At 66.9% G+C, this 17,506-nt stretch carries 18 protein-coding genes; 9 read left to right on the top strand and 9 right to left on the bottom strand.

The genetic code is table 11. From position 1 onward, the window contains the following. Window positions 1-34 precede the first annotated feature (34 nt). From C8D95_RS02895 to C8D95_RS02880, 4 genes are all read right to left on the bottom strand, one after another. Window positions 35-1,294 carry an imelysin family protein gene (locus C8D95_RS02895; RefSeq protein ID WP_109757614.1) on the bottom strand — a complete coding sequence of 420 codons (1,260 nt, stop codon included), beginning with the start codon at window positions 1,292-1,294 and terminating at the stop codon, window positions 35-37. 12 nt (window positions 1,295-1,306) lie between these two features. Further along, entirely contained in the window at window positions 1,307-1,780 is a 474-nt protein-coding gene (locus C8D95_RS02890; protein ID WP_126918489.1) for a hypothetical protein, read from the bottom strand. A gap of 67 nt (window positions 1,781-1,847) precedes the next feature. Beyond that, complete coding sequence (locus C8D95_RS02885) at window positions 1,848-2,819, bottom strand: sensor histidine kinase (protein ID WP_126918488.1); 972 nt, start codon at window positions 2,817-2,819, stop codon at window positions 1,848-1,850. Beyond that, a complete protein-coding gene (locus C8D95_RS02880) occupies window positions 2,804-3,505 on the bottom strand; it encodes a response regulator transcription factor (RefSeq protein WP_109757611.1) in 702 nt (233 codons plus the stop codon). The genes C8D95_RS02885 and C8D95_RS02880 overlap by 16 nt, the downstream gene beginning before the upstream one ends. 221 nt (window positions 3,506-3,726) lie before the next feature. Between C8D95_RS02880 and truA the strand changes: the two genes are divergently transcribed. Beyond that, window positions 3,727-4,494: a tRNA pseudouridine(38-40) synthase TruA gene (truA, locus tag C8D95_RS02875; RefSeq protein WP_109757960.1), complete on the top strand. Its 768-nt coding sequence runs from the start codon at window positions 3,727-3,729 to the stop codon at window positions 4,492-4,494. Between the two features lie 226 nt (window positions 4,495-4,720). Here truA and C8D95_RS02870 read toward each other — a convergent pair whose 3' ends face one another. Further along, window positions 4,721-5,530, bottom strand: a complete 810-nt coding sequence (locus C8D95_RS02870) for a DUF4198 domain-containing protein (RefSeq protein WP_164721564.1) — start codon at window positions 5,528-5,530, stop codon at window positions 4,721-4,723. Here C8D95_RS02870 and C8D95_RS02865 point away from each other — a divergent pair. The 3 genes from C8D95_RS02865 (at window position 5,529) to C8D95_RS02855 (ending at window position 9,171) form a co-directional block, all read left to right on the top strand. Beyond that, a complete protein-coding gene (locus C8D95_RS02865; RefSeq protein WP_241239796.1) occupies window positions 5,529-6,971 on the top strand; it encodes a HupE/UreJ family protein in 1,443 nt (480 codons plus the stop codon). The two genes, C8D95_RS02870 and C8D95_RS02865, sit on opposite strands and share 2 nt — an antisense overlap. 10 nt (window positions 6,972-6,981) lie before the next feature. Next, window positions 6,982-7,683 carry an SDR family NAD(P)-dependent oxidoreductase gene (locus C8D95_RS02860; protein ID WP_109757609.1) on the top strand — a complete coding sequence of 234 codons (702 nt, stop codon included), beginning with the start codon at window positions 6,982-6,984 and terminating at the stop codon, window positions 7,681-7,683. Window positions 7,684-7,836: 153 nt separating this feature from the next. After that, entirely contained in the window at window positions 7,837-9,171 is a 1,335-nt protein-coding gene (locus C8D95_RS02855) for a serine/threonine-protein kinase (protein WP_109757608.1), read from the top strand. Between the two features lies 1 nt (window position 9,172). On the opposite strand, the gene hemF is transcribed toward C8D95_RS02855, so the two are convergent. Continuing rightward, entirely contained in the window at window positions 9,173-10,063 is an 891-nt protein-coding gene (gene hemF, locus C8D95_RS02850; protein WP_109757607.1) for an oxygen-dependent coproporphyrinogen oxidase, read from the bottom strand. Window positions 10,064-10,139: 76 nt separating this feature from the next. On the opposite strand from hemF, the gene C8D95_RS02845 reads away from it, so the two are divergent. Together C8D95_RS02845 and C8D95_RS02840 are read left to right on the top strand one after the other, a co-directional pair. Further along, entirely contained in the window at window positions 10,140-10,829 is a 690-nt protein-coding gene (locus tag C8D95_RS02845; RefSeq protein WP_109757606.1) for a VIT1/CCC1 transporter family protein, read from the top strand. Between the two features lie 104 nt (window positions 10,830-10,933). Beyond that, a complete protein-coding gene (locus C8D95_RS02840; RefSeq protein ID WP_109757605.1) occupies window positions 10,934-11,923 on the top strand; it encodes an IS1595 family transposase in 990 nt (329 codons plus the stop codon). Window positions 11,924-11,991: 68 nt separating this feature from the next. Here the strand turns inward: C8D95_RS02840 and C8D95_RS21665 are convergent, their stop codons facing one another. Together C8D95_RS21665 and C8D95_RS02835 are read right to left on the bottom strand one after the other, a co-directional pair. After that, entirely contained in the window at window positions 11,992-12,516 is a 525-nt protein-coding gene (locus C8D95_RS21665) for a hypothetical protein (protein ID WP_126918487.1), read from the bottom strand. Between the two features lie 171 nt (window positions 12,517-12,687). Then, complete coding sequence (locus C8D95_RS02835) at window positions 12,688-12,942, bottom strand: hypothetical protein (protein ID WP_109757604.1); 255 nt, start codon at window positions 12,940-12,942, stop codon at window positions 12,688-12,690. A gap of 271 nt (window positions 12,943-13,213) precedes the next feature. Between C8D95_RS02835 and ileS the strand changes: the two genes are divergently transcribed. From ileS to C8D95_RS02820, 3 genes are all read left to right on the top strand, one after another. Next, window positions 13,214-16,204, top strand: coding sequence for an isoleucine--tRNA ligase (gene ileS, locus C8D95_RS02830; RefSeq protein WP_109757603.1), 2,991 nt, complete (start codon window positions 13,214-13,216; stop codon window positions 16,202-16,204). Between the two features lie 120 nt (window positions 16,205-16,324). Then, window positions 16,325-16,657: a GYD domain-containing protein gene (locus C8D95_RS02825; RefSeq protein ID WP_109757602.1), complete on the top strand. Its 333-nt coding sequence runs from the start codon at window positions 16,325-16,327 to the stop codon at window positions 16,655-16,657. Window positions 16,658-16,714: 57 nt separating this feature from the next. Then, window positions 16,715-17,083: a VOC family protein gene (locus tag C8D95_RS02820; protein ID WP_109757958.1), complete on the top strand. Its 369-nt coding sequence runs from the start codon at window positions 16,715-16,717 to the stop codon at window positions 17,081-17,083. Between the two features lie 4 nt (window positions 17,084-17,087). Here C8D95_RS02820 and C8D95_RS02815 read toward each other — a convergent pair whose 3' ends face one another. Further along, the gene (locus C8D95_RS02815) at window positions 17,088-17,498 is read right to left on the bottom strand and encodes a GFA family protein (protein WP_109757601.1); all 411 of its coding nucleotides are present in this window, start codon (window positions 17,496-17,498) and stop codon (window positions 17,088-17,090) included. Between the last annotated feature and the right edge of the window lie 8 nt (window positions 17,499-17,506).

The raw sequence follows: 17,506 nt of genomic DNA, 5'->3' as shown, positions 1-17,506 counted from the left end.
TCGGGCGGCGACAGGAGCGCCGCCCAGCGAACTCCTACTGGAACACGGCGTTGGGGTTGTCGAGACTGTCCGACCCTTCGAACCCGATCCCGTCGAGGCCAAGGGCCGTCACGGCGCGTTCGATGTCCGAGGTCTGCGCCACAAGCGCATCGACCGCCCCCATGATCAGCGCCTCGCCCGCGTCGTTCCCGCGCTCCAGCATCCGGTCATAGGCAAAGCCCGCCTCGGCGGCGGTCTTGATCCGTCCAAGCCGCGCCATCGTGTGGTCCAGCGCATCCGTCAATGCCGCGTCGACGGCGGGGTCTGCCTCCGCCACCAGCGACGACAGGCTTTCGCCGGACACGAGGCTGCCGTCGGCGCGGACGTATTCGCCGAGGTACACGTTCCGGATGCCCATGCCGTCGTAGTAATGGCTGTTGTGGGTATTGTCCGAGAAGCAGTCGTGCTCCTCCTCGGGGTCATTCAGAAGCACGCCCAGCTTCATCCGTTCTCCCGCCTGCTCGCCATAGGACAGCGAGCCCATGCCGGTCAGGATCGCTGCAACGCCCGCGTCCCCGTCGGCGAGAAGCGTCTCGCGCGCCTCGCCGCCATCCTTCCACTGTTCGGCCATCCACGAGAGGTCGGACACCAGAAGCTCCGTCGCCGCCTTCAGGTAGTCGCCGCGTCTATCGCAGTTGCCGTTGGTGCAGGCGTCACCTTGCGCGAAATCGGTCCAAGGCCGCGCTCCCGCGCCCGCCCCGCTGCCGTTCAGATCCTGACCCCAGAGCAGGAACTCGATGGCGTGATAGCCGGTCGCGACGTTCGCCTCGACGGCGTCGGCCTCGTGGAGCGTCTCCGACAGAAGCTCAGGCGTGATCTCTGTCGCATCGACTTCGGTTCCGGACAGGGTAAAGGTTGGGCTCGCCACCACGTTCAGCACCGCGTAATCGTTCTCGTCCGTCGCGCCGCCGTAGGTCGCATCGACATAGTCGATCAAACCTTCATCCAGCGGCCAGGCGTTCACCTTGCCCTCCCAGTCGTCGACGATGGCGTTCCCGAACCGGAACACCTCGGTCTGCTGATACGGCACCCGCGCCGCGCGCCAGGCGTCCTTCGCAGCCTCCAGCGCCTCCGCCGAGGGTGTCGCGATCAGCGTGTCGACGGCCGTCTCCAGGGCCTCGGCGGTGATGCGGCTGTCTTCATAGGCGGCAGCGGCGATGTCGGCATAGGTGCCGAGAACGTCAGCCTTGCCAGCCAGCGCGGGGCTCGCAAAGGCGGTGGCCGCAATTGCAGCAGTAGAGAGCAGTCGTGTCATGAGGTCGTCCTTCTAGTGCAGGGTCTTGAGGCGCAGCCGCGCCGGTTCACGCGTCTTCGTCAGAGCGAAGCGCCGCAGGGACATGCCGACATCTCGGGCGAGGCCGGCGAGGATCGGGGCAAGGTCGGCGCGGACCAGGAGGAAGGCCATCAGCATGGCGTCCTCCTCGGCCGGTTCGGCCGCGGCCGAAATGAAGGTGGCGAAGCAGGCCTCATCGGCCCCGAGGCAGCCGCAGAGAACGTCGTGCCGCATTAGGGGACGACGGCCGTGCCGGGCGCAGAGGTCGAAGAGGGCTTCGAACGCCAGCGCCGTCGCAAGCCCGGCCTTCTCGCCCAGTGCCTCGACAAGTTCGCGGACCGCGGCGTCGCGTCCCGTCTGGCCATCGGCCCAGAGCCGCAGGAAATGCACGGCCGCGGCCTCGACCGCGCCCAGGTCGCCCATGTGTCCGACGGGCGTACCGCCGCGGGGATGATCTTGCACGGTCATGTCGGCCTGCTCCTTCAAGGGCAAACCTGACAAAAACACTCGGGCTCGTCAATCCTGATTAAATTGCTCAGAATTGGATGCGGAAGCGCGTCCCCGTCCCGCCCGTTTCCTCCAGCGAAATAAGGCAGCCGTGGGCCAGCAGAAGCGTCTGCACGATGGCAAGACCCATGCCCGTGCCCCCCGAATCCCGTCGCGTGGTGAAGAACGGCTCGAACACCTTCCGCGCGTTTCCGGTCGAGATACCCGGCCCGTCGTCGGTCACCGTCATCCACGGCACGTCGCCGTTTCGTCCGGTGTCGAGCACGATCTGACGCGCCCCGGCCTCGACAGCGTTCTCGACAAGGTGGCCGAGGACGACCATCAGCCCTGACTTCGCCAGCGGGAGCGGCTCGGCCTGGTTGCCCACGTCGATGCGGATCGCGCCGAAGCGGCCGCGCAGCTCGGGCAGACAATCCTTCAGCCGCGTCGTGCCCCGGTGTTCGGGCATCCGCGCGGCGGCGATCTGGCGCGCCGCGCCCAGAAGCTTGACCGCGCGTTTTTCGGCGCCCGCGATGGTCGCCACGAGCTTTTGCGCTCCGGGCGGAAGCTCCTCGGCCTGAAGCAGTTCCGCTGCGCCCCGGATCGCGGTCAGGGGCGTCTTCAACTCGTGCGTGACGTGGTCGGTATAGCCCCGCACGGCCATCTCGCGCGATTGCAGCACCTCGGCCATGTCCAGGACCGCCTGCGCCAGCTCGCCGATCTCGGGCGTGCCGTAATGGTCGAGCGCGTCAGGCGCGCCGCCCTCGCGGATATGCTCGGCCTTCGCCGCCAGCGCCTGCACGGGCGACAGGATCAGCCGCCACAGAAGCCACCCCAGCACGAGGGTGGCCAGGAACGATCCTCCGGCCACGATAACGACGGCCTTCCGCCGCCCGGTCAGCGGCGTCAGGAAATCCGCGATCAGCGCGGCATAGATCGGCAGGACGAGGATCGCCAGCAAAGACCCCCCGAGCACGAGCATCAGGGGCGGACGCCACTTCGGCGCTACGTACCTTGACACGGCCCCATCCGAAGGCCCACGCCGTGCAGCGTCTCGATGGCGTCGGGACAGCCCGCATCGGCCAGCTTCGAGCGCAGGTTGCGCAGGTGGCTGTCCAGGGTGCGGTCGGACACCACCATCCCCGGTCCCCAGATCGCATCGACAAGAGCGGGCCGGCTGAAGACCTGCGTCGGACGCGACATGAGCTTCGTCAGGATCGAGATTTCGGTCGAGGTCAGCGTGACCTTCTGGTCGTCCACCTTGCAGACGTGGGAATCGGGAACCAGCGACAGCCGCCCGATCTGAAGCGTGTCGGGCGCGTCGGGCGCCGATCTGCCTCCGCCCGTCCGCTTCAGGATCGCGCGCACGCGCGCCACCAATTCGCGCGGGCTGAACGGCTTCGTGACATAGTCGTCGCCGCCCAGCTCCAGGCCAAGGATGCGGTCGACCTCGTCGTCGCGGGCGGTCAGGAACAGGATCGGCAGGTCGCTGTCGCGGCGGATCGCCTTGCACAACTCGAGGCCATCCATCTCGGGCAGCCCGATGTCCAGAACGGCCAGTGCCGGTTTGATTGCGCGCGATTGCGCAAGCCCCTCGGCCCCGTCGCGGGCCATCACGGCGGTGAAGCCGGCGCGTTCCAGCGCCATGCCCAGCACCTCTCGGATCTGTGGGTCGTCGTCCACGACAAGGATGGTCTGGTTACTCATGACAGCTACGGTCGCAGACTCTGAATGAGGTTGGGTTAGAGGGTAGGAGCGTTCCCGCCGGGGAGCGAGGGGACAGAGCCCCCCAGCGGGTGAAATGCGTGCCTAGTGGTAATATATCTACAACCGGAGTGCAGATGCGCGCGTGACCTCGTGCAGAGGCTGTGCAGCGGTCAAGCGGGGCTCCGTTGCGCCGGACGATGGCGCAGGCTATGGCCGTCGCCATGCCACGCTACGCCTTCAGGATCGAGTATCTGGGCAGCCCCTTTTCGGGCTGGCAGCGGCAGGACCACGCCCCCTCGGTGCAAGGGCGCATCGAAGCGGCGCTCGCACGGCTCGAGCCCGGCCTTCCCTCTCTCGCCGCCGCAGGACGGACGGACGCCGGCGTCCACGCGACGGGTCAAGTCGCGCACATCGACATGACGCGGGATTGGGACCCCTTCCGTCTGTCCGAGGCGCTGAACCACCACTTGAGGCCGGACCTCGTGGCGATCACCGCCTGCGCGCGCGTCCCCGACGACTTCCACGCCCGCTTCTCGGCCGTTGAACGGCGCTACCTCTACCGCATCGCCCTGCGCCGCGCGCCTCTCGTCTTCGATCAGGGCCAGGCCTGGCGCATCCGGCGCGACCTCGACATCGCCGCCATGCGCGAGGGCGCGGCGTATTTGGTGGGCAACCACGACTTCACCACCTTCCGGTCGACCATGTGCCAGGCCAGGAGCCCGGTGAAGACGCTGGACGAAATCGCCATCTCTACCCGCCCCGCCGAGGCCGGCACGATCGTCGAGATCCGCCTCCGTGCGCGGTCGTTTCTCCACAACCAGGTCCGGTCCATCGTGGGAACACTCGAACGGGTCGGCGCCGGCACCTGGACGCCCGACCGCGTCAAGGACGCGCTCGATGCCCGCGACCGTGCCGCCTGCGGTCCGGTCGCGCCACCCGACGGCCTGTTCCTGACCGACGTGCTCTACGAGACCAACCCCTTCGCCTGACCGGCCGCTGCCGCCGCCTCAGATTCGCCCTGCCCGCGTCGAAGGATCGCCAAAACCGCCGAGCACGATCCCCTCCATACTCGTGACGAGTGACGGAGGCGTGGGACCATGTCAGGACTGTTCGCGATCTCGGCCGATGCCGCGACCTTCAGCGTCATCGCCTGCCTTATGTTCCGCGAGGTGCTGATCCTCTGCCGCCCCTGCGACGACCGGGACGTCTGACAGCCTATTCGGGGAAGTAGAACGTCAGGTTCGCCCAGAGGCTCTCCCACGACACATTCTTCGCCGCCGCGATGTCGGCCGCGGGCTCTCGCAGCACCACCGCATCCAGCATGTAGCTCCTGCCCGGCACGGCGGGCACGACCGCCTCGCCCGCCGCGTCGGTGCGGACGGTCGAGACCGTGACCACGCCCGCCGCGTCCTTCTCGAAGACCTCGATCTGCGCGTCACCCCTCGGCGCGCCCTGATAGAGAAGGCGCACCCGCAAACCGTCCTCGGCGCCGCCGGTATAGGGGTTCTCCAGCGCCACCAGCTCGGTCAGCAGCCCCGCCTCGGCGTCCGCACCCTCGCCCGATCCAACAGCGACCAGAGCCTTGGCATAGCGCGAATAGACCTCGCGGACCTTCTCGTGGGAAATGCCCCGCGCCTCATGCTCTGCCAGCGTCCATTCGGCGTCCTTGTGGCGCACGAAACTTTCGAACATCTCGAACGTGTCCCAGGTCAGGAAGGTGTCCGTCGTGACGTGGATCAGGACCATCAGCCCCTCGCCCTCGACCGCAACGGTCGCGGCGGGCCGATCCCCGATCACGCCCTCGACGGGCCGCGTCTCGCCCTGCCAGACGTAGTCGAACCGGCGGAAGTTGGGCGGCACGTAGGCATAGCTCGACCCCTCGTAGGCCTGTCCCACGCGCAGGCTGGCGACGACCTCCCCACCCTCGGGCACCACGGGCTCGACGGGATCGATCCAGAATTCGTGGGCATTGGCGAGGCTGGCGATACATGCCATGCACAGGAACAGGACGAGGACGGAACGCATGACCAATCTTCCTTCATTCGCGGCGTTCGCCGCCCTCGCGAGGGTGATCTTCGCTCTGGTGCTGTCAACCCTGATCTCCGTCACGCCTGCGCGATCCCACGAGGTCCAGCCCGGCGTCATGGACATCGAGATCGAGGGCGACAGCCTGCGCGTCTACATCGAATGGATGATCGAGGCCGCCGTCGCGGGGATCGACCTCGACGGCATCCAGAACACCAACGACGCGGCGAACGAGGAGGACTACCTCCGTTTCCGCAGCCTCCCGCCCGAGGACATGGCCGAAGCCTTCCGCGCCGCCTGGCCCGACCTGTCGCAGAAACTGACCTTCCGAGCGGGCGAGACCGTGCTCGACCCCGAACTCGTCGATGTCACGGTGCCCGAGGTCGGCAACGTCGAAATCGCGCGCATCTCGACGGTCGATCTGTCCGTACCACTTCCCGCCGGAGACGACCCGCTCGTCATCGGCTGGACCGGCGACCTCGGCCCCCTGATCGTCCGGCAGCGCACCGTCGAGAACGGATACGCGGGCTTCCTCACCTCGGGCGCGCTGTCCGACCCGATCCCCCGCACCGGCGCGACCGATCAGGGTCCCGCCGAGGCCTTCGTCGACTACGTCGCGGCCGGCTTCGACCACATCGTGCCCAAGGGCCTCGACCACATCCTCTTCGTCCTGGGCCTCTTTTTCCTGTCGCTGCGCCTGTCGCCCCTTCTCTGGCAAATCACCGCCTTCACGTTGGCGCATACCGTCACCCTGGCGCTCGGCGCGCTCGATATCGTCCGGCTTTCGCCCGACATCGTCGAACCCCTGATCGCGGCCTCGATCGTCTATGTCGGCATCGAGAACATCTTCGTGCGGAAGCTGCACCCCTGGCGACCCGTCGTGGTCTTCTGCTTCGGCCTCCTTCACGGCTTGGGCTTCGCCTCGGTCCTCCAGGATTTCGGTCTCTCGGCGCAGAACTTCTTGCCGAAGCTCATCGGCTTCAACGTCGGCGTCGAACTAGGGCAACTCGCGGTCATCGCCTCGGCCTGGCTGATCCTCGGCATGTTCTTCGGCGAGAGGGAGTGGTATCACCGCCGCGTCGCCGCCCCTGTCTCGGCCGCCATTGCCGTGATCGCCGCCTTCTGGGTGCTCGACCGCACCGGGGTCATCGCGGGCGCCGGCCCGTGGGGCGTGCTCACCGACCTCACCGAGGGGGGCCTCCCGAGCCTCGCCACCGCCCTCGCGGCCTTCGTGCCGGTGGCGCTCCTGACGGCCCTCGTGCTGGCCAAGCCCGCCGCCGACGACTTTCGCGACGCCGCCGGCATGGCGACTTCGGCCATCCTCTTCGTCGGCATCGTCGCCACCTTCACGGCGGGCGCCTGGGGCCTGTCTATCCTACTCGCCCTGGTCTGGCCCCTCGCGCTGAGGTTCCAGGCGCTCGGCGGTCCCGAACCCGCGTGAGGACCCCGCGATGAAGACGGCCCTCGTCACCGGCGCCGCGCGCGGCATTGGTCTCGCCACCACCCGGCTCTTCCTCGAGAACGGCTGGCAGGTCTCCATGATCGACCGCGACGAGGACGAACTCGACCGCGCGGCCGCGCCGCTCGACCACGTCGCCGCCATCCCGGCCGACGTCTCCGACCCTGACGCTGCTTTACGCCTCGTGGCCGAGACGCTCGACCGCTTCGGCGCCATCGACGCTCTCGTCAACAACGCCGGCGTCGCCGACTTCGGACCGATCGAGGAGACGACCTTCGAGCGCTGGCGGCGCGTCATGGCCACGAACCTCGACGGGCCCTTCCTCGTCTCACAGGCCGCGACCCCCGCGCTGAAGCGGACGAAGGGCGCCATCGTCAACATCGGCACATCCAAGGCGGCCGTCATCCACCTGACGCTCCAGCAGGCCGTCGAACTGGGCGAATACGGCATCCGAGTGAACGCCGTGGCGCCCGGCCCCGTCCGCACAAAGCTCGCGATGGCCGTCCACACGCAGGACATCATCGACGCCTACCACGACGCGCTGCCGCTCAACCGTTACGGAAGCGAACGCGAAATCGCCGAGGCCATCGTCTTTCTTTGCTCGGACCGCGCCAGCTTCATCACCGGCCAGTGCCTCGCTGCCGACGGCGGGTTCGAGGCCGCGGGCATCGGGCTTCCTGCCCTGCGAAAATAGGGCATTTCGGGTGATTCCCTAGCGCGCCCCTGAATGTTGCTGACAGGGGTAAGCAAGTCAGACTGTCATTCTAAGGGCTTGCGGGCGCTCCCAGATACATCTGTTCCGACTTTACATTTGCACTACACTTCCTGTGTTCGAGGAGTACGAGTGATGGTCACCGAAAACCGCCGCCCGGCCGCCAGGGCCGTGCGGAAAGATCGCGGCACGATCTACGACCGTGTCGCCGAGGCCCGGGCGCGGCGCGCCGCGGCCGCCGAGAGGCACACGTCCGATCCGCCAGCGCCGCAGAGAAAGACGCCCGCCGCTCGGCAGGAAGACGCGTCCGCCGCCCGGCAGGCGCTGCAGAACCGCGCGCGCCAAGCACTGCCTGTCACATCCGAACCTGCGGCCAACGCCGTCCACGCGCCCGACCACGATGGCGACCTTGAACTGGTCCCCGAGCTGATCGCCCCTCCCGAGCAGCCGCGAGAGCTTCTGCCGTCGTCCGAGCCACCTCCGAGCCAGCAGCGCGGCGCGGCCAATCTGCCGGCCCTCGTGCCTGCGGACGAGACGCGCCTGCCCACGCCGGTCGTCGCGGGCAAGTCCTGGCGCAGCGAAGCGCTTCAGTGGATCATCAGCGTCCTCATCGTCGCGGCCATAGCGCTTGGCGTGATGTGGAACGGCCGGAACGCGACCCCGGTCGAGCCGGTTGACGAGGTCTCGACCACCACCATCGACGCGCCTGCCCGGCCCGAGGTCGCGGCGGTCGAGCCTGCCCCGCAGGCCCCCACCGCCGACGCAGCACCCGACCGGACCGCGGCCGGGCTGCAACCCTCGGTCCCGGGCGAGACCGCCGACACCCCGGCCGTCGGTCCTCCGCCCGAGCCTGTCCCCGAGCCCGTCGAAGTGGCCGCCGCCGAGACCGAGGCTACCGACACCCAGCCCGTCGACCCCGACATCGAAGCCCTGCGCGCCCGCCTCGCTGAATCCGACGGCGGGCCGGCGGATTCCGGGGTCGAAGCGCTGCGTGAACGGCTGGCCGCGGAAACCGGCACGGTGCCCGAAGACATCGTCGTGGAAGCCGCGCCGACCCCCGAAGAACCGACGCTCTCTCCCCTGCCCGTCGACAGCGACGTGCGCGTCATCCTCCACGCCCCGCGCAGCGTCCCGGGCGAGCGTGTCGGGCTCCTCTCCGACGCGCTCGGCGAGGCCGGCGTCTCGGCCGAGGTGCGGGACGTCAACATGACCATCACCCGCGACAACGTCCGCTTCTACCACCCACAGGATCGCGAAGCCGCCGCCCTCGTCGCGCAGGCGATGGACGCCGACCTCCGCGACTTCACCGACTTTTCCCCCAGCCCGCCCGAAGGCCTGATCGAGGTCTGGGTCGCGGGCGAGGAAATCGGCGGTTCGTCCTCCGGCACCGCAACGGGCAGCGGCACGCTGTCGGGCCTCCGCGGCGACCTGCGCGCCATGGCGCGCGACCTGCGCCGCGCGCTGCGCTAGATCACACCCACTTCGCCATCGGCGGCAGGCTCATCAGGACCGCGTTCGCGTCGTGTCCCGTTTCCAGCCCGAACTTCGTCCCCCGGTCGTAGACGAGGTTGTATTCCGCGTAGAGGCCCCTGTGGACCAACTGCGCGTCCTTCTCCGCCTCGCCCCATTCCATGCCCCTCCGCCGCTCGACAAGCGGCAGCCACGCGGCCAGGAACGCGCGCCCCACGTCCTGCGTGAAGGCGAAATCCGCCTCCCAGTCGCCCGTCGTCCAGTCGTCGAAGAAGATGCCGCCCACGCCGCGCGCGCGGCCACGGTGCGGCACGAAGAAGTACTCGTCCGCCCAGGCCTTCAGCTTCGGATAGATCTCCATCCCATGCCGGTCGCAGTGCGCCTTCTGGACCGCATGGAAATCGGCCGTGTCCTCGTCGTACTCGATGCAGGGGTTCAGGTCCGAGCCACCCCCGAACCACGAGGCGTGCGGCGTCCAGAACATCCGCGTGTTCATGTGGACCGCCGGAACATGCGGGTTCTGCATGTGCGCCACCAGGCTGATCCCGCTCGCCCAGAACCTGGGATCCTCGGCCATCCCCGGCACACCGCGCGCCGCCATCGCCGCCTGCGCCCGCGCGCCCAGCGTGCCGTAGACCGCCGAGACGTTGACGCCGATTTTCTCGAACACGCGCCCGCCGCGCATCACGCTCATCAGCCCGCCGCCCGCGTCCGAGCCGTCCTCCGACGCCCGCCGAGTCTCGCTTACCTCGAAGCGGCCCGCCGGCCGGTCCGAAAGCGGCCCCTCGACCTGCGCGTCCTCGACGCCCTCGAAGGCCGTCACGATCTCGTCCCGCAAGGCCCTGAACCAGGCGCTGGCCCGCGTCTTCCGGTCGCCGAAGTCGTCGCTCATCGTCCCCTCCGTTCCTGTCTGGCTTGCCTTCTACGCCGATCCGGGGGAAACCGCCAAGGGCAGGAGGCGAGACGCCATGCCAGAGACCACCGCCAGGCCCGAACGCGACGGGCGTTCGCTTCTGCGCGACGCCGTCTTCGGCGCCATCGACGGCGCCGTGACGACCTTCGCCATCGTGGCAGGCGTCGTGGGCGCCGACCTTTCGACCCGCGTCATCCTCGTCCTCGGCCTTGCCAACGTCCTCGCCGACGGCTTCTCGATGGCGGCGGGCAACTACGCCGGCACCAAGGCCGAACTCGACGATCTGCGCCGCCTCCGCGACCTCGAGGACAAGGAGATCGTCCTGCACCCGGACGACGAGATGCGCGTGCTGCGCAAGATCCTCCACGACAAGGGCCTCGAAGGACGCCTCCTCGACGAGGCCGCCGAGGCCATCGCGCGAAATCGCAGCGCCTGGATCGACATGCTCCTGATCGAAGGGCGCGGCCTCTCGCCCGTCGATCCGCATCCGATGCGCGCCGCGCGGGCGACCTTCGCGGCTTTTCTCGCCGCCGGTATGGTCCCGCTCCTGCCCTTCGTCCTGGGTCTGCCCGAGGCCTTCCGCTGGTCCATCGCGCTGACCGCCTGCACCTTCTTCGCCGTGGGAGCGCTGAAGTCGCACTGGTCGCTATCGCCGTGGTGGCGCTCGGGCCTCGAGACGCTCGCCATCGGCGGCACGGCGGCGCTCATCGCCTATGCCGTCGGGACGTTCTTCAACGCCGCCTGAGCCACGGCCCCCAAAAGGAAGGGGGTGTCCGCAAACCGTGTTGGTTCGCTTCGCCTTGACGCGGAAGAGCCGATATTCTTGTGCGTTTCCCACGGAGGTTGCCGGTGCTACACCACCATTTTCGCCGCTTTCTCGATGCCCTCGACGATCTTAACCCGGCCCAGATAGAGGATGCACAAACGAAGATCCGGGATATCCGACGAAAAACGGAAGCTATCTCGGAGATCGAGGCACGGACAAACCGAGAACACAAGTGCCCTTTCTGCGGCGACGAGCGGCGTCAGAAGTGGGGTCGCACCCGAACCAAGATCCAGCGCTACCGTTGCAGCGGCTGCCGCAAGACCTATTCAGGCCGGACAGGGAGCGCCATCGGCCGCATCCATCGTCCTGACCTGTTCTTGGTCGCGCTGAGGGATATGCTGGACGCCTCCGCGCCGCAGTCGGTGCGCAAGCTCGCAAGGCAGCTCGATCTCAACAAATACACGGTCTGGCGCTGGCGGATGATCGTGTTCTCGATCATCGGGAGCAGAAGCGTAGCGACGAGTTTCTCCGGGATCATCGAGGCGGATGAGACCTACCAGCGGGAATCTCGGAAAGGATCGCGCGAATGGGTCCACCACAGCAGATCCGCAGAATGTTATTCAGCCGCCGCGCCTGCGGTGGGAAGACTTCACGACGCAAGGGCTGAAAATGATGCGAGGTCTTTCGAGGTGGCAACCCCCATTCTTACCGTCGCAGACCGTAGCGGCGCTCGCCTCTTCCAGCGCCTACCCAACCGCAAGCGCGGAACGGTAGAACGCGCGATGCAACCCTTGGTGCCGGGCGATGCCGTGCTCTGCTCGGACGGTGGCAATGGCTATAAGAGTCTCGCGGCGGCACGCGGCCTGGTGCATTTCGTGGTCGGCAGCAGGCCGGGCACTCGTGTGGCAGCTGGCTGCTATCACATCCAGAACGTGAACTCTCTTCACGCCCGCTACGGCAAGTTCATCAGACCCTTCTGTGGACCGGCCACGAAGAACCTGAATGGTTACATCCGTTGGTTGGAGGTTCGGCTGGCCGGAGTGCGACCGGCAGAGGTTGTACGCGCATCGTAAAATTGGTGGCGCGGCAGAGGTCTGCTTCCCTAAAGCTGCCAATACTGATTGCTCTCAAGATAGATAACTCAGCGAGTTCGTTGAATGCTGCATTCTTCAATCCAGCTCGTTGGCAGGACATTTACTGCCACATTGGCCGGTAGTTCATAAAATGCCATCTTGCTGTAACTCCAGGCATAGGGTTTGCAGTTCTTTAATGCTGCGCCATGTAGAAAAAACTTGAAATCCTGCCGTGCATACCGAAGCGAAGTGAAGATTGAAGAGCGCATTTCCACATTGGGTTTAAACTCCTCAACAATTCGATTGCGGCTGATTGCAGCAAAACTTCCGACCAGAAGAGCAGAGGAACTCATGGAAATAAATACAAAAACAGCGGGAAGCAGAATACGTGGCATTCCGAACCGGAGAGAGGACTTGGTGAGGAAAGCCGCAAGCATGATGGCAACTACAAGGAGCGCTGGCCAGTAGACCAGTCCCAATCTATCTCTCCAGATCGTCAAAAAAGCAATTGCTTGGAAAGGTCTACCAAAGAAAAGAGACGAAGTGAAACCATAAGCCAGCAAACTGTAGATCCCTGCAATGAAGAAACGCATGACTTATTTGCCTTAAGCGGGGGGGCAAAACTGTTCCTATTTGGAGATAATCACCAATGTCGCCCGACCGCAAACCGCAGCTTCGTCCACATAGCTGACCAACACGTTTTGCGGACACCTCCAAAAGAAAACGGCGCCGCACGGCGCCGCTTCTCCCGACTGTCGATGCCGTCACTCGTCGTGGTCGTGCTGACCCGGGGCATAGTCCTTGCCGTTCGTCCGGCCGTCGCCGTCGCGGTCGGTGCCGACGCTGGCCGAGAAGCCCGGAGAATAGTCGCCGCCATTGGCCTGCCCGTTGGCGTTGCGGTCACCGACGGTGTCCGGGTTGTCCTTGGCGATCTGGCCCGGCGAATTGCCATCCTCGTGCAGCGCGGCGGCGGGTCCGGCCAGAGCGAGCGCGGCGAGTGCGGTGATGAAAAGACGCATGGTTCCTCCTGTTGGTCAGAGGCCCTGAAGAAGCGGCCTCGCGGGGAGTCACGAAACGAGCGCCCGCGAAGTTGCGCCCCGCTCCCCTCCCAATGTCGCCTTGTCCTGCCCTGCCCCCGGTCCTATAAGCCCTGCCAAGATGAGCCATGTCGCGAACATCATTCGAATTACGGGCCCGGCGCTCTGACACGATGAGCCGCCGGGTTTCAGGCGTCGAGACTCTCCGCCACCCCTTCGCAGACAGCCCGAACACTTCCCGAGGACACGTCCGATGTGTGCCGACACGCCCGACTACAAAGACACCCTGAACCTGCCTCAGACCGACTTCCCGATGCGCGCCGGACTGCCTGCGCGCGAACCCGGCTGGCTGGAGCATTGGGAGAAGATCGGCGTCTACGACCGCCTGCGCGAAAAATCGGACCGCCCCTCTTTCGTCCTGCATGACGGCCCGCCTTACGCGAACGGCCACCTCCACATCGGGCACGCGCTGAACAAGACGATCAAGGACATGATCGTCCGCTCGCACCAGATGATGGGCTTCGACGCCCGCTACGTCCCCGGCTGGGACTGCCACGGCCTGCCCATCGAGTGGAAGATCGAGGAGGAATACCGCGCGAAGGGCAAGGACAAGGACGACGTCCCCGTCATCGATTTCCGCCAGGAATGCCGCCGCTTCGCCGAAGGCTGGGTCGACATCCAGCGCGAGGAGTTCAAGCGTCTCGGCATCACCGGCAACTGGGCCGATCCCTACCTGACGATGGACTTCCACGCCGAGCGCGTGATCGCCGAGGAATTCATGAAGTTCCTGATGAACGGCACGCTCTACCAGGGCTCGAAACCCGTGATGTGGTCGCCCGTCGAGCAAACAGCACTTGCCGAGGCCGAGGTCGAGTACCACGACAAGGACAGCTTCACCGTCTGGGTCAAGTTCCGCGTGACCGATTTCGCGCTGCCCGACATCGTTCTGGCGGGCGAGGAGGACACGCCCGAGGCGCGCGAGGCCGTCATCAAGGCCGAGGCGGACGCCGCCCGCGACTTCATGGGCGCCCACGTGGTCATCTGGACCACGACCCCCTGGACGATCCCGTCGAACAAGGCCGTCGTCTTCGGCAAGGACATCTCCTACGGCCTCTACGAGGTCACCGGCCGCCCCGAGGAATGCTGGGCGCAGGTCGGCGACCGCTTCATCCTCGCCGACAAGCTCGCCGCCGACGTGATGGCGAAGGCGCGGCTCGACGGCACGATGTACCGCCGCGTCCGCGACGTGACCCCGGCGCAGCTCGAAGGCATGACCCTGCATCATCCCTTCGCGGGGGCCGCAGGCGCGAACGCCGAGTGGGACGACGCGCGGGACTTCCGCGCCGCCGCCTTCGTCACCGACGAGGAAGGCACCGGCTTCGTCCACTGCGCGCCCTCTCATGGGATGGAGGAATACGAGCTCTACCGCGACCTCGGGATGCTGGAGCAGGTCATCACCTACAACGTGATGGACGACGGTTCCTTCCGTGCCGACCTGCCTTTCTTCGGCGGCACGAAGATCCTTTCCGACAAGGGCAAGGAGGGCAACGCGAACGCGGCCGTCATCGACAAGCTGATCGAGACCGGCGGCCTTCTCGCGCGCGGCCGCATCAAGCACAGCTACCCCCACTCCTGGCGCTCGAAGGCTCCCGTCATTTACCGTAACACGCCGCAATGGTTCGCCGCCATCGACCGCCCCATCGACGACGGCCAGGGCGAATACGGCAGCACGATCCGCGAACGCGCGCTGACCTCCATCGACACTCTCGTAAAGTTCACCCCCCAGTCCGGCCGCAACCGCCTGCACTCGATGATCGAGGCCCGCCCCGACTGGGTGCTGTCGCGCCAGCGCGCCTGGGGCGTGCCGCTCACCTGCTTCACGCGGAAGGGCGCCCTGCCGACCGATCCCGACTACCTCTTGCGCAACGAGGCGGTGAATGCCCGCATCGCACAGGCCTTCGAGGCCGAGGGCGCCGATTGCTGGTACGCCGAGGGCGCCAAGGAACGCTTCCTCGCGAACGATGCCAACCCCGAGGACTACACCCAGGTCTTCGACGTCCTCGACGTGTGGTTCGACTCCGGCTCCACTCACGCCTTCGTCCTGCGCGACCGCCCCGACGGCACCGAGGACGGCATCGCCGACGTCTACATGGAGGGCACCGACCAGCACCGAGGCTGGTTCCATTCCTCGCTGCTCCAGGCCTGCGGCACGCTCGGCCGCGCGCCCTACCGCAACGTCGTCACCCACGGCTTCACGCTGGACGAGAAGGGCAACAAGATGTCCAAGTCGCTCGGCAACACCATCGTCCCCGAGAAGGTGGTGAAGGAGTACGGCGCCGACATCCTGCGTCTCTGGGTCGCCCAGACCGACTACACCGCCGACCAGCGCATCGGGCCCGAGATCCTCAAGGGCGTCGCCGACAGCTATCGCCGCCTGCGCAACACCATGCGTTTCCTCCTCGGCAACCTCGCCGGCTTCTCCGAAGCCGAGCGCGTCGATCCGGCCGACATGCCCGAGCTTGAACGCTGGGTCCTGCACCGCATGGCCGAACTCGACACCCGCGTCCGCGATGGCTACAGGGCCTACGACTTCCAGGGCGTCTTCCGCGCCGTCTTCGACTTCGCCACCGTCGACCTGTCGTCCTTCTACTTCGACGTCCGCAAGGACGCGCTTTACTGCGACGCCGACGACTCGCTCCGCCGCCGCTCGGCGCGCACGGTCCTCGACCTCCTGTTCCACCGCCTCACCACCTGGCTCGCCCCCGTCCTCGTCTTCACGATGGAGGACGTCTGGCTCGACCGCTTCCCGGGCGAGGACTCGTCGGTCCACCTCCAGGACATGCCCGAGACGCCCGCAGACTGGCGGGACGAGGCGCTGGCGCAGAAGTGGCAGGGCATCCGACGCGCCCGCCGCGTCGTCACGGCAGCACTCGAGATCCAGCGCCAGGACAAGGTCATCGGCGCCTCGCTCGAAGCGGCCCCCGTCGTCCATGTCGAGGACGCGGGCCTCCTCGCAGCACTCAAGACCGTCGCCTTCGACGACCTCTGCATCACCTCGGACCTCACGCTTACCGCCGACCCTGCGCCCGCCGAAGCCTTCCGCCTGCCGGACGCGCCCGGCATCGGCGTGGTCTTCGAGCTGGCCGACGGCGAGAAGTGCCAGCGCTGCTGGAAGATCCTCCCCGACGTCGGCACGCATTCCCACCCCGGCGTCTGCGCCCGCTGCGACGAGGCGCTGGACTGAGCCGGGTCTTACGATGGCCTTCGAAATCCGCGACTGAACCGCAGAAAAGCATGATATGTTGACCTTTGCCCGGGGTCAGCGCGTCTTGCGCCCGGCCTCTCGGGCGAGGGAGGAACTCGAATGCCGTTCTACATGTTCACGGGGCGCTACACGACGGCGTCCATCAAATCCCTTGTTGCGGAACCCGACGACCGCGAGGCAGCCGCGCGGAAGTTGATCGAGGCGCTTGGCGGAAAGCTCCACAACCTGTTCTTCTGCTTCGGCCAGGACGACATCATCGCCCTGATCGAGGCCCCGGACGACGAGACGATGGCGGCCGGCGCCCTCATCATCGGCGCCTCGGGTGTCATGTCCGGCGGTTCGACGACGAAGCTCATGACCGCGAAAGAGGCGATGAAGGCCATGAAGAAGGCCGGCAAGGCCAGCGGCGCCTACAAGCCGGTCGGAGGCTGACCAAGACGGAGGGGCGGAAATCCACCGCCTCTCCGCCGAACCCTGCTAGAAGTGGCCATGACCTACAAACCCGCCGGCTACACCGACCTCGCCCCCTACCTCCTCGTCCCCGACGCCGAGGCGGTGCTCTCCTTCGCCGAGCGCGTCTTCGACGCGACACGCCTGCGCGTCATGGCCCGCGACGGCGGCGGCATCATGCACGCCGAGTGCCGCATCGGCGACACCGTCCTGATGATGGGCGAGGCCGAGGGTCCGCCCGCCATGCTGCATCTCTACGTCCCCGACCCCGACGCCGCCTTCGCCCGCGCGCTCGACGCCGGGGCCGAGGTGATCCAGCCGATGTCCGAGAAGGGCGACGGCGACCGCCGGGGCGGCTTCCGCTCCCCCGACGGCACGCAATGGTTCGTCGCCCGGCAGGTCGGCTGACGCCTCACCCCGGCGGCATCCCCGCAAACTGCGTCAGCCCCTCGTCCATCCTGTCCCACGGCAGGGCCGTCGAGGCGAAGGTGACGAAGGCCGGAGCGAACGCCACCGGATCGTCCAGGCTCGCGGCATGGATCGCCTTCAGGTCGGGCATCGCGGGAGCGGTGACGAACACGGGCGACCCGCAGGTCCCGCAGAAGTTCTGCACCTTCTCGCGCCCGCTGTCGGCGATCTCGCGGAACGTCTTCGGCGTTCCCGTCACCGTCACCCCGCCCATGAAGGCAAGGTAGGATCCATGCCCGGTCCCGGTTCGCTTGCGGCACTGGGCGCACTGGCAGTGAAGCTGCGCCACGGGCTCTCCCCTCGCCTCGTACCTGATCTCGCCGCAAGCGCAGCCTCCGGTTCGGTGGTCGGTCATCCGGGCAA

This window comes from Silicimonas algicola, from assembly GCF_003148765.1.
Classification (GTDB): domain Bacteria; phylum Pseudomonadota; class Alphaproteobacteria; order Rhodobacterales; family Rhodobacteraceae; genus Silicimonas; species Silicimonas algicola.
This window is presented reverse-complemented; position numbering and strand designations above follow the sequence as displayed.

What these genes read in the sequence shown, in the direction of transcription:
- C8D95_RS02895 (WP_109757614.1), bottom strand. Translation starts at nt 1,294, where the DNA reads ATGACACGACTGCTCTCTACTGCTGCAATTGCGGCCACCGCCTTTGCG.
- C8D95_RS02890 (WP_126918489.1), bottom strand. Translation starts at nt 1,780, where the DNA reads ATGACCGTGCAAGATCATCCCCGCGGCGGTACGCCCGTCGGACACATG.
- C8D95_RS02880 (WP_109757611.1), bottom strand. Translation starts at nt 3,505, where the DNA reads ATGAGTAACCAGACCATCCTTGTCGTGGACGACGACCCACAGATCCGA.
- truA (WP_109757960.1), top strand. Translation starts at nt 3,727, where the DNA reads ATGCCACGCTACGCCTTCAGGATCGAGTATCTGGGCAGCCCCTTTTCG.
- C8D95_RS02865 (WP_241239796.1), top strand. Translation starts at nt 5,529, where the DNA reads ATGACCAATCTTCCTTCATTCGCGGCGTTCGCCGCCCTCGCGAGGGTG.
- C8D95_RS02870 (WP_164721564.1), bottom strand. Translation starts at nt 5,530, where the DNA reads ATGCGTTCCGTCCTCGTCCTGTTCCTGTGCATGGCATGTATCGCCAGC.
- C8D95_RS02860 (WP_109757609.1), top strand. Translation starts at nt 6,982, where the DNA reads ATGAAGACGGCCCTCGTCACCGGCGCCGCGCGCGGCATTGGTCTCGCC.
- C8D95_RS02855 (WP_109757608.1), top strand. Translation starts at nt 7,837, where the DNA reads ATGGTCACCGAAAACCGCCGCCCGGCCGCCAGGGCCGTGCGGAAAGAT.
- hemF (WP_109757607.1), bottom strand. Translation starts at nt 10,063, where the DNA reads ATGAGCGACGACTTCGGCGACCGGAAGACGCGGGCCAGCGCCTGGTTC.
- C8D95_RS02845 (WP_109757606.1), top strand. Translation starts at nt 10,140, where the DNA reads ATGCCAGAGACCACCGCCAGGCCCGAACGCGACGGGCGTTCGCTTCTG.
- C8D95_RS21665 (WP_126918487.1), bottom strand. Translation starts at nt 12,516, where the DNA reads ATGCGTTTCTTCATTGCAGGGATCTACAGTTTGCTGGCTTATGGTTTC.
- C8D95_RS02835 (WP_109757604.1), bottom strand. Translation starts at nt 12,942, where the DNA reads ATGCGTCTTTTCATCACCGCACTCGCCGCGCTCGCTCTGGCCGGACCC.
- ileS (WP_109757603.1), top strand. Translation starts at nt 13,214, where the DNA reads ATGTGTGCCGACACGCCCGACTACAAAGACACCCTGAACCTGCCTCAG.
- C8D95_RS02825 (WP_109757602.1), top strand. Translation starts at nt 16,325, where the DNA reads ATGCCGTTCTACATGTTCACGGGGCGCTACACGACGGCGTCCATCAAA.
- C8D95_RS02820 (WP_109757958.1), top strand. Translation starts at nt 16,715, where the DNA reads ATGACCTACAAACCCGCCGGCTACACCGACCTCGCCCCCTACCTCCTC.
- C8D95_RS02815 (WP_109757601.1), bottom strand. Translation starts at nt 17,498, where the DNA reads ATGACCGACCACCGAACCGGAGGCTGCGCTTGCGGCGAGATCAGGTAC.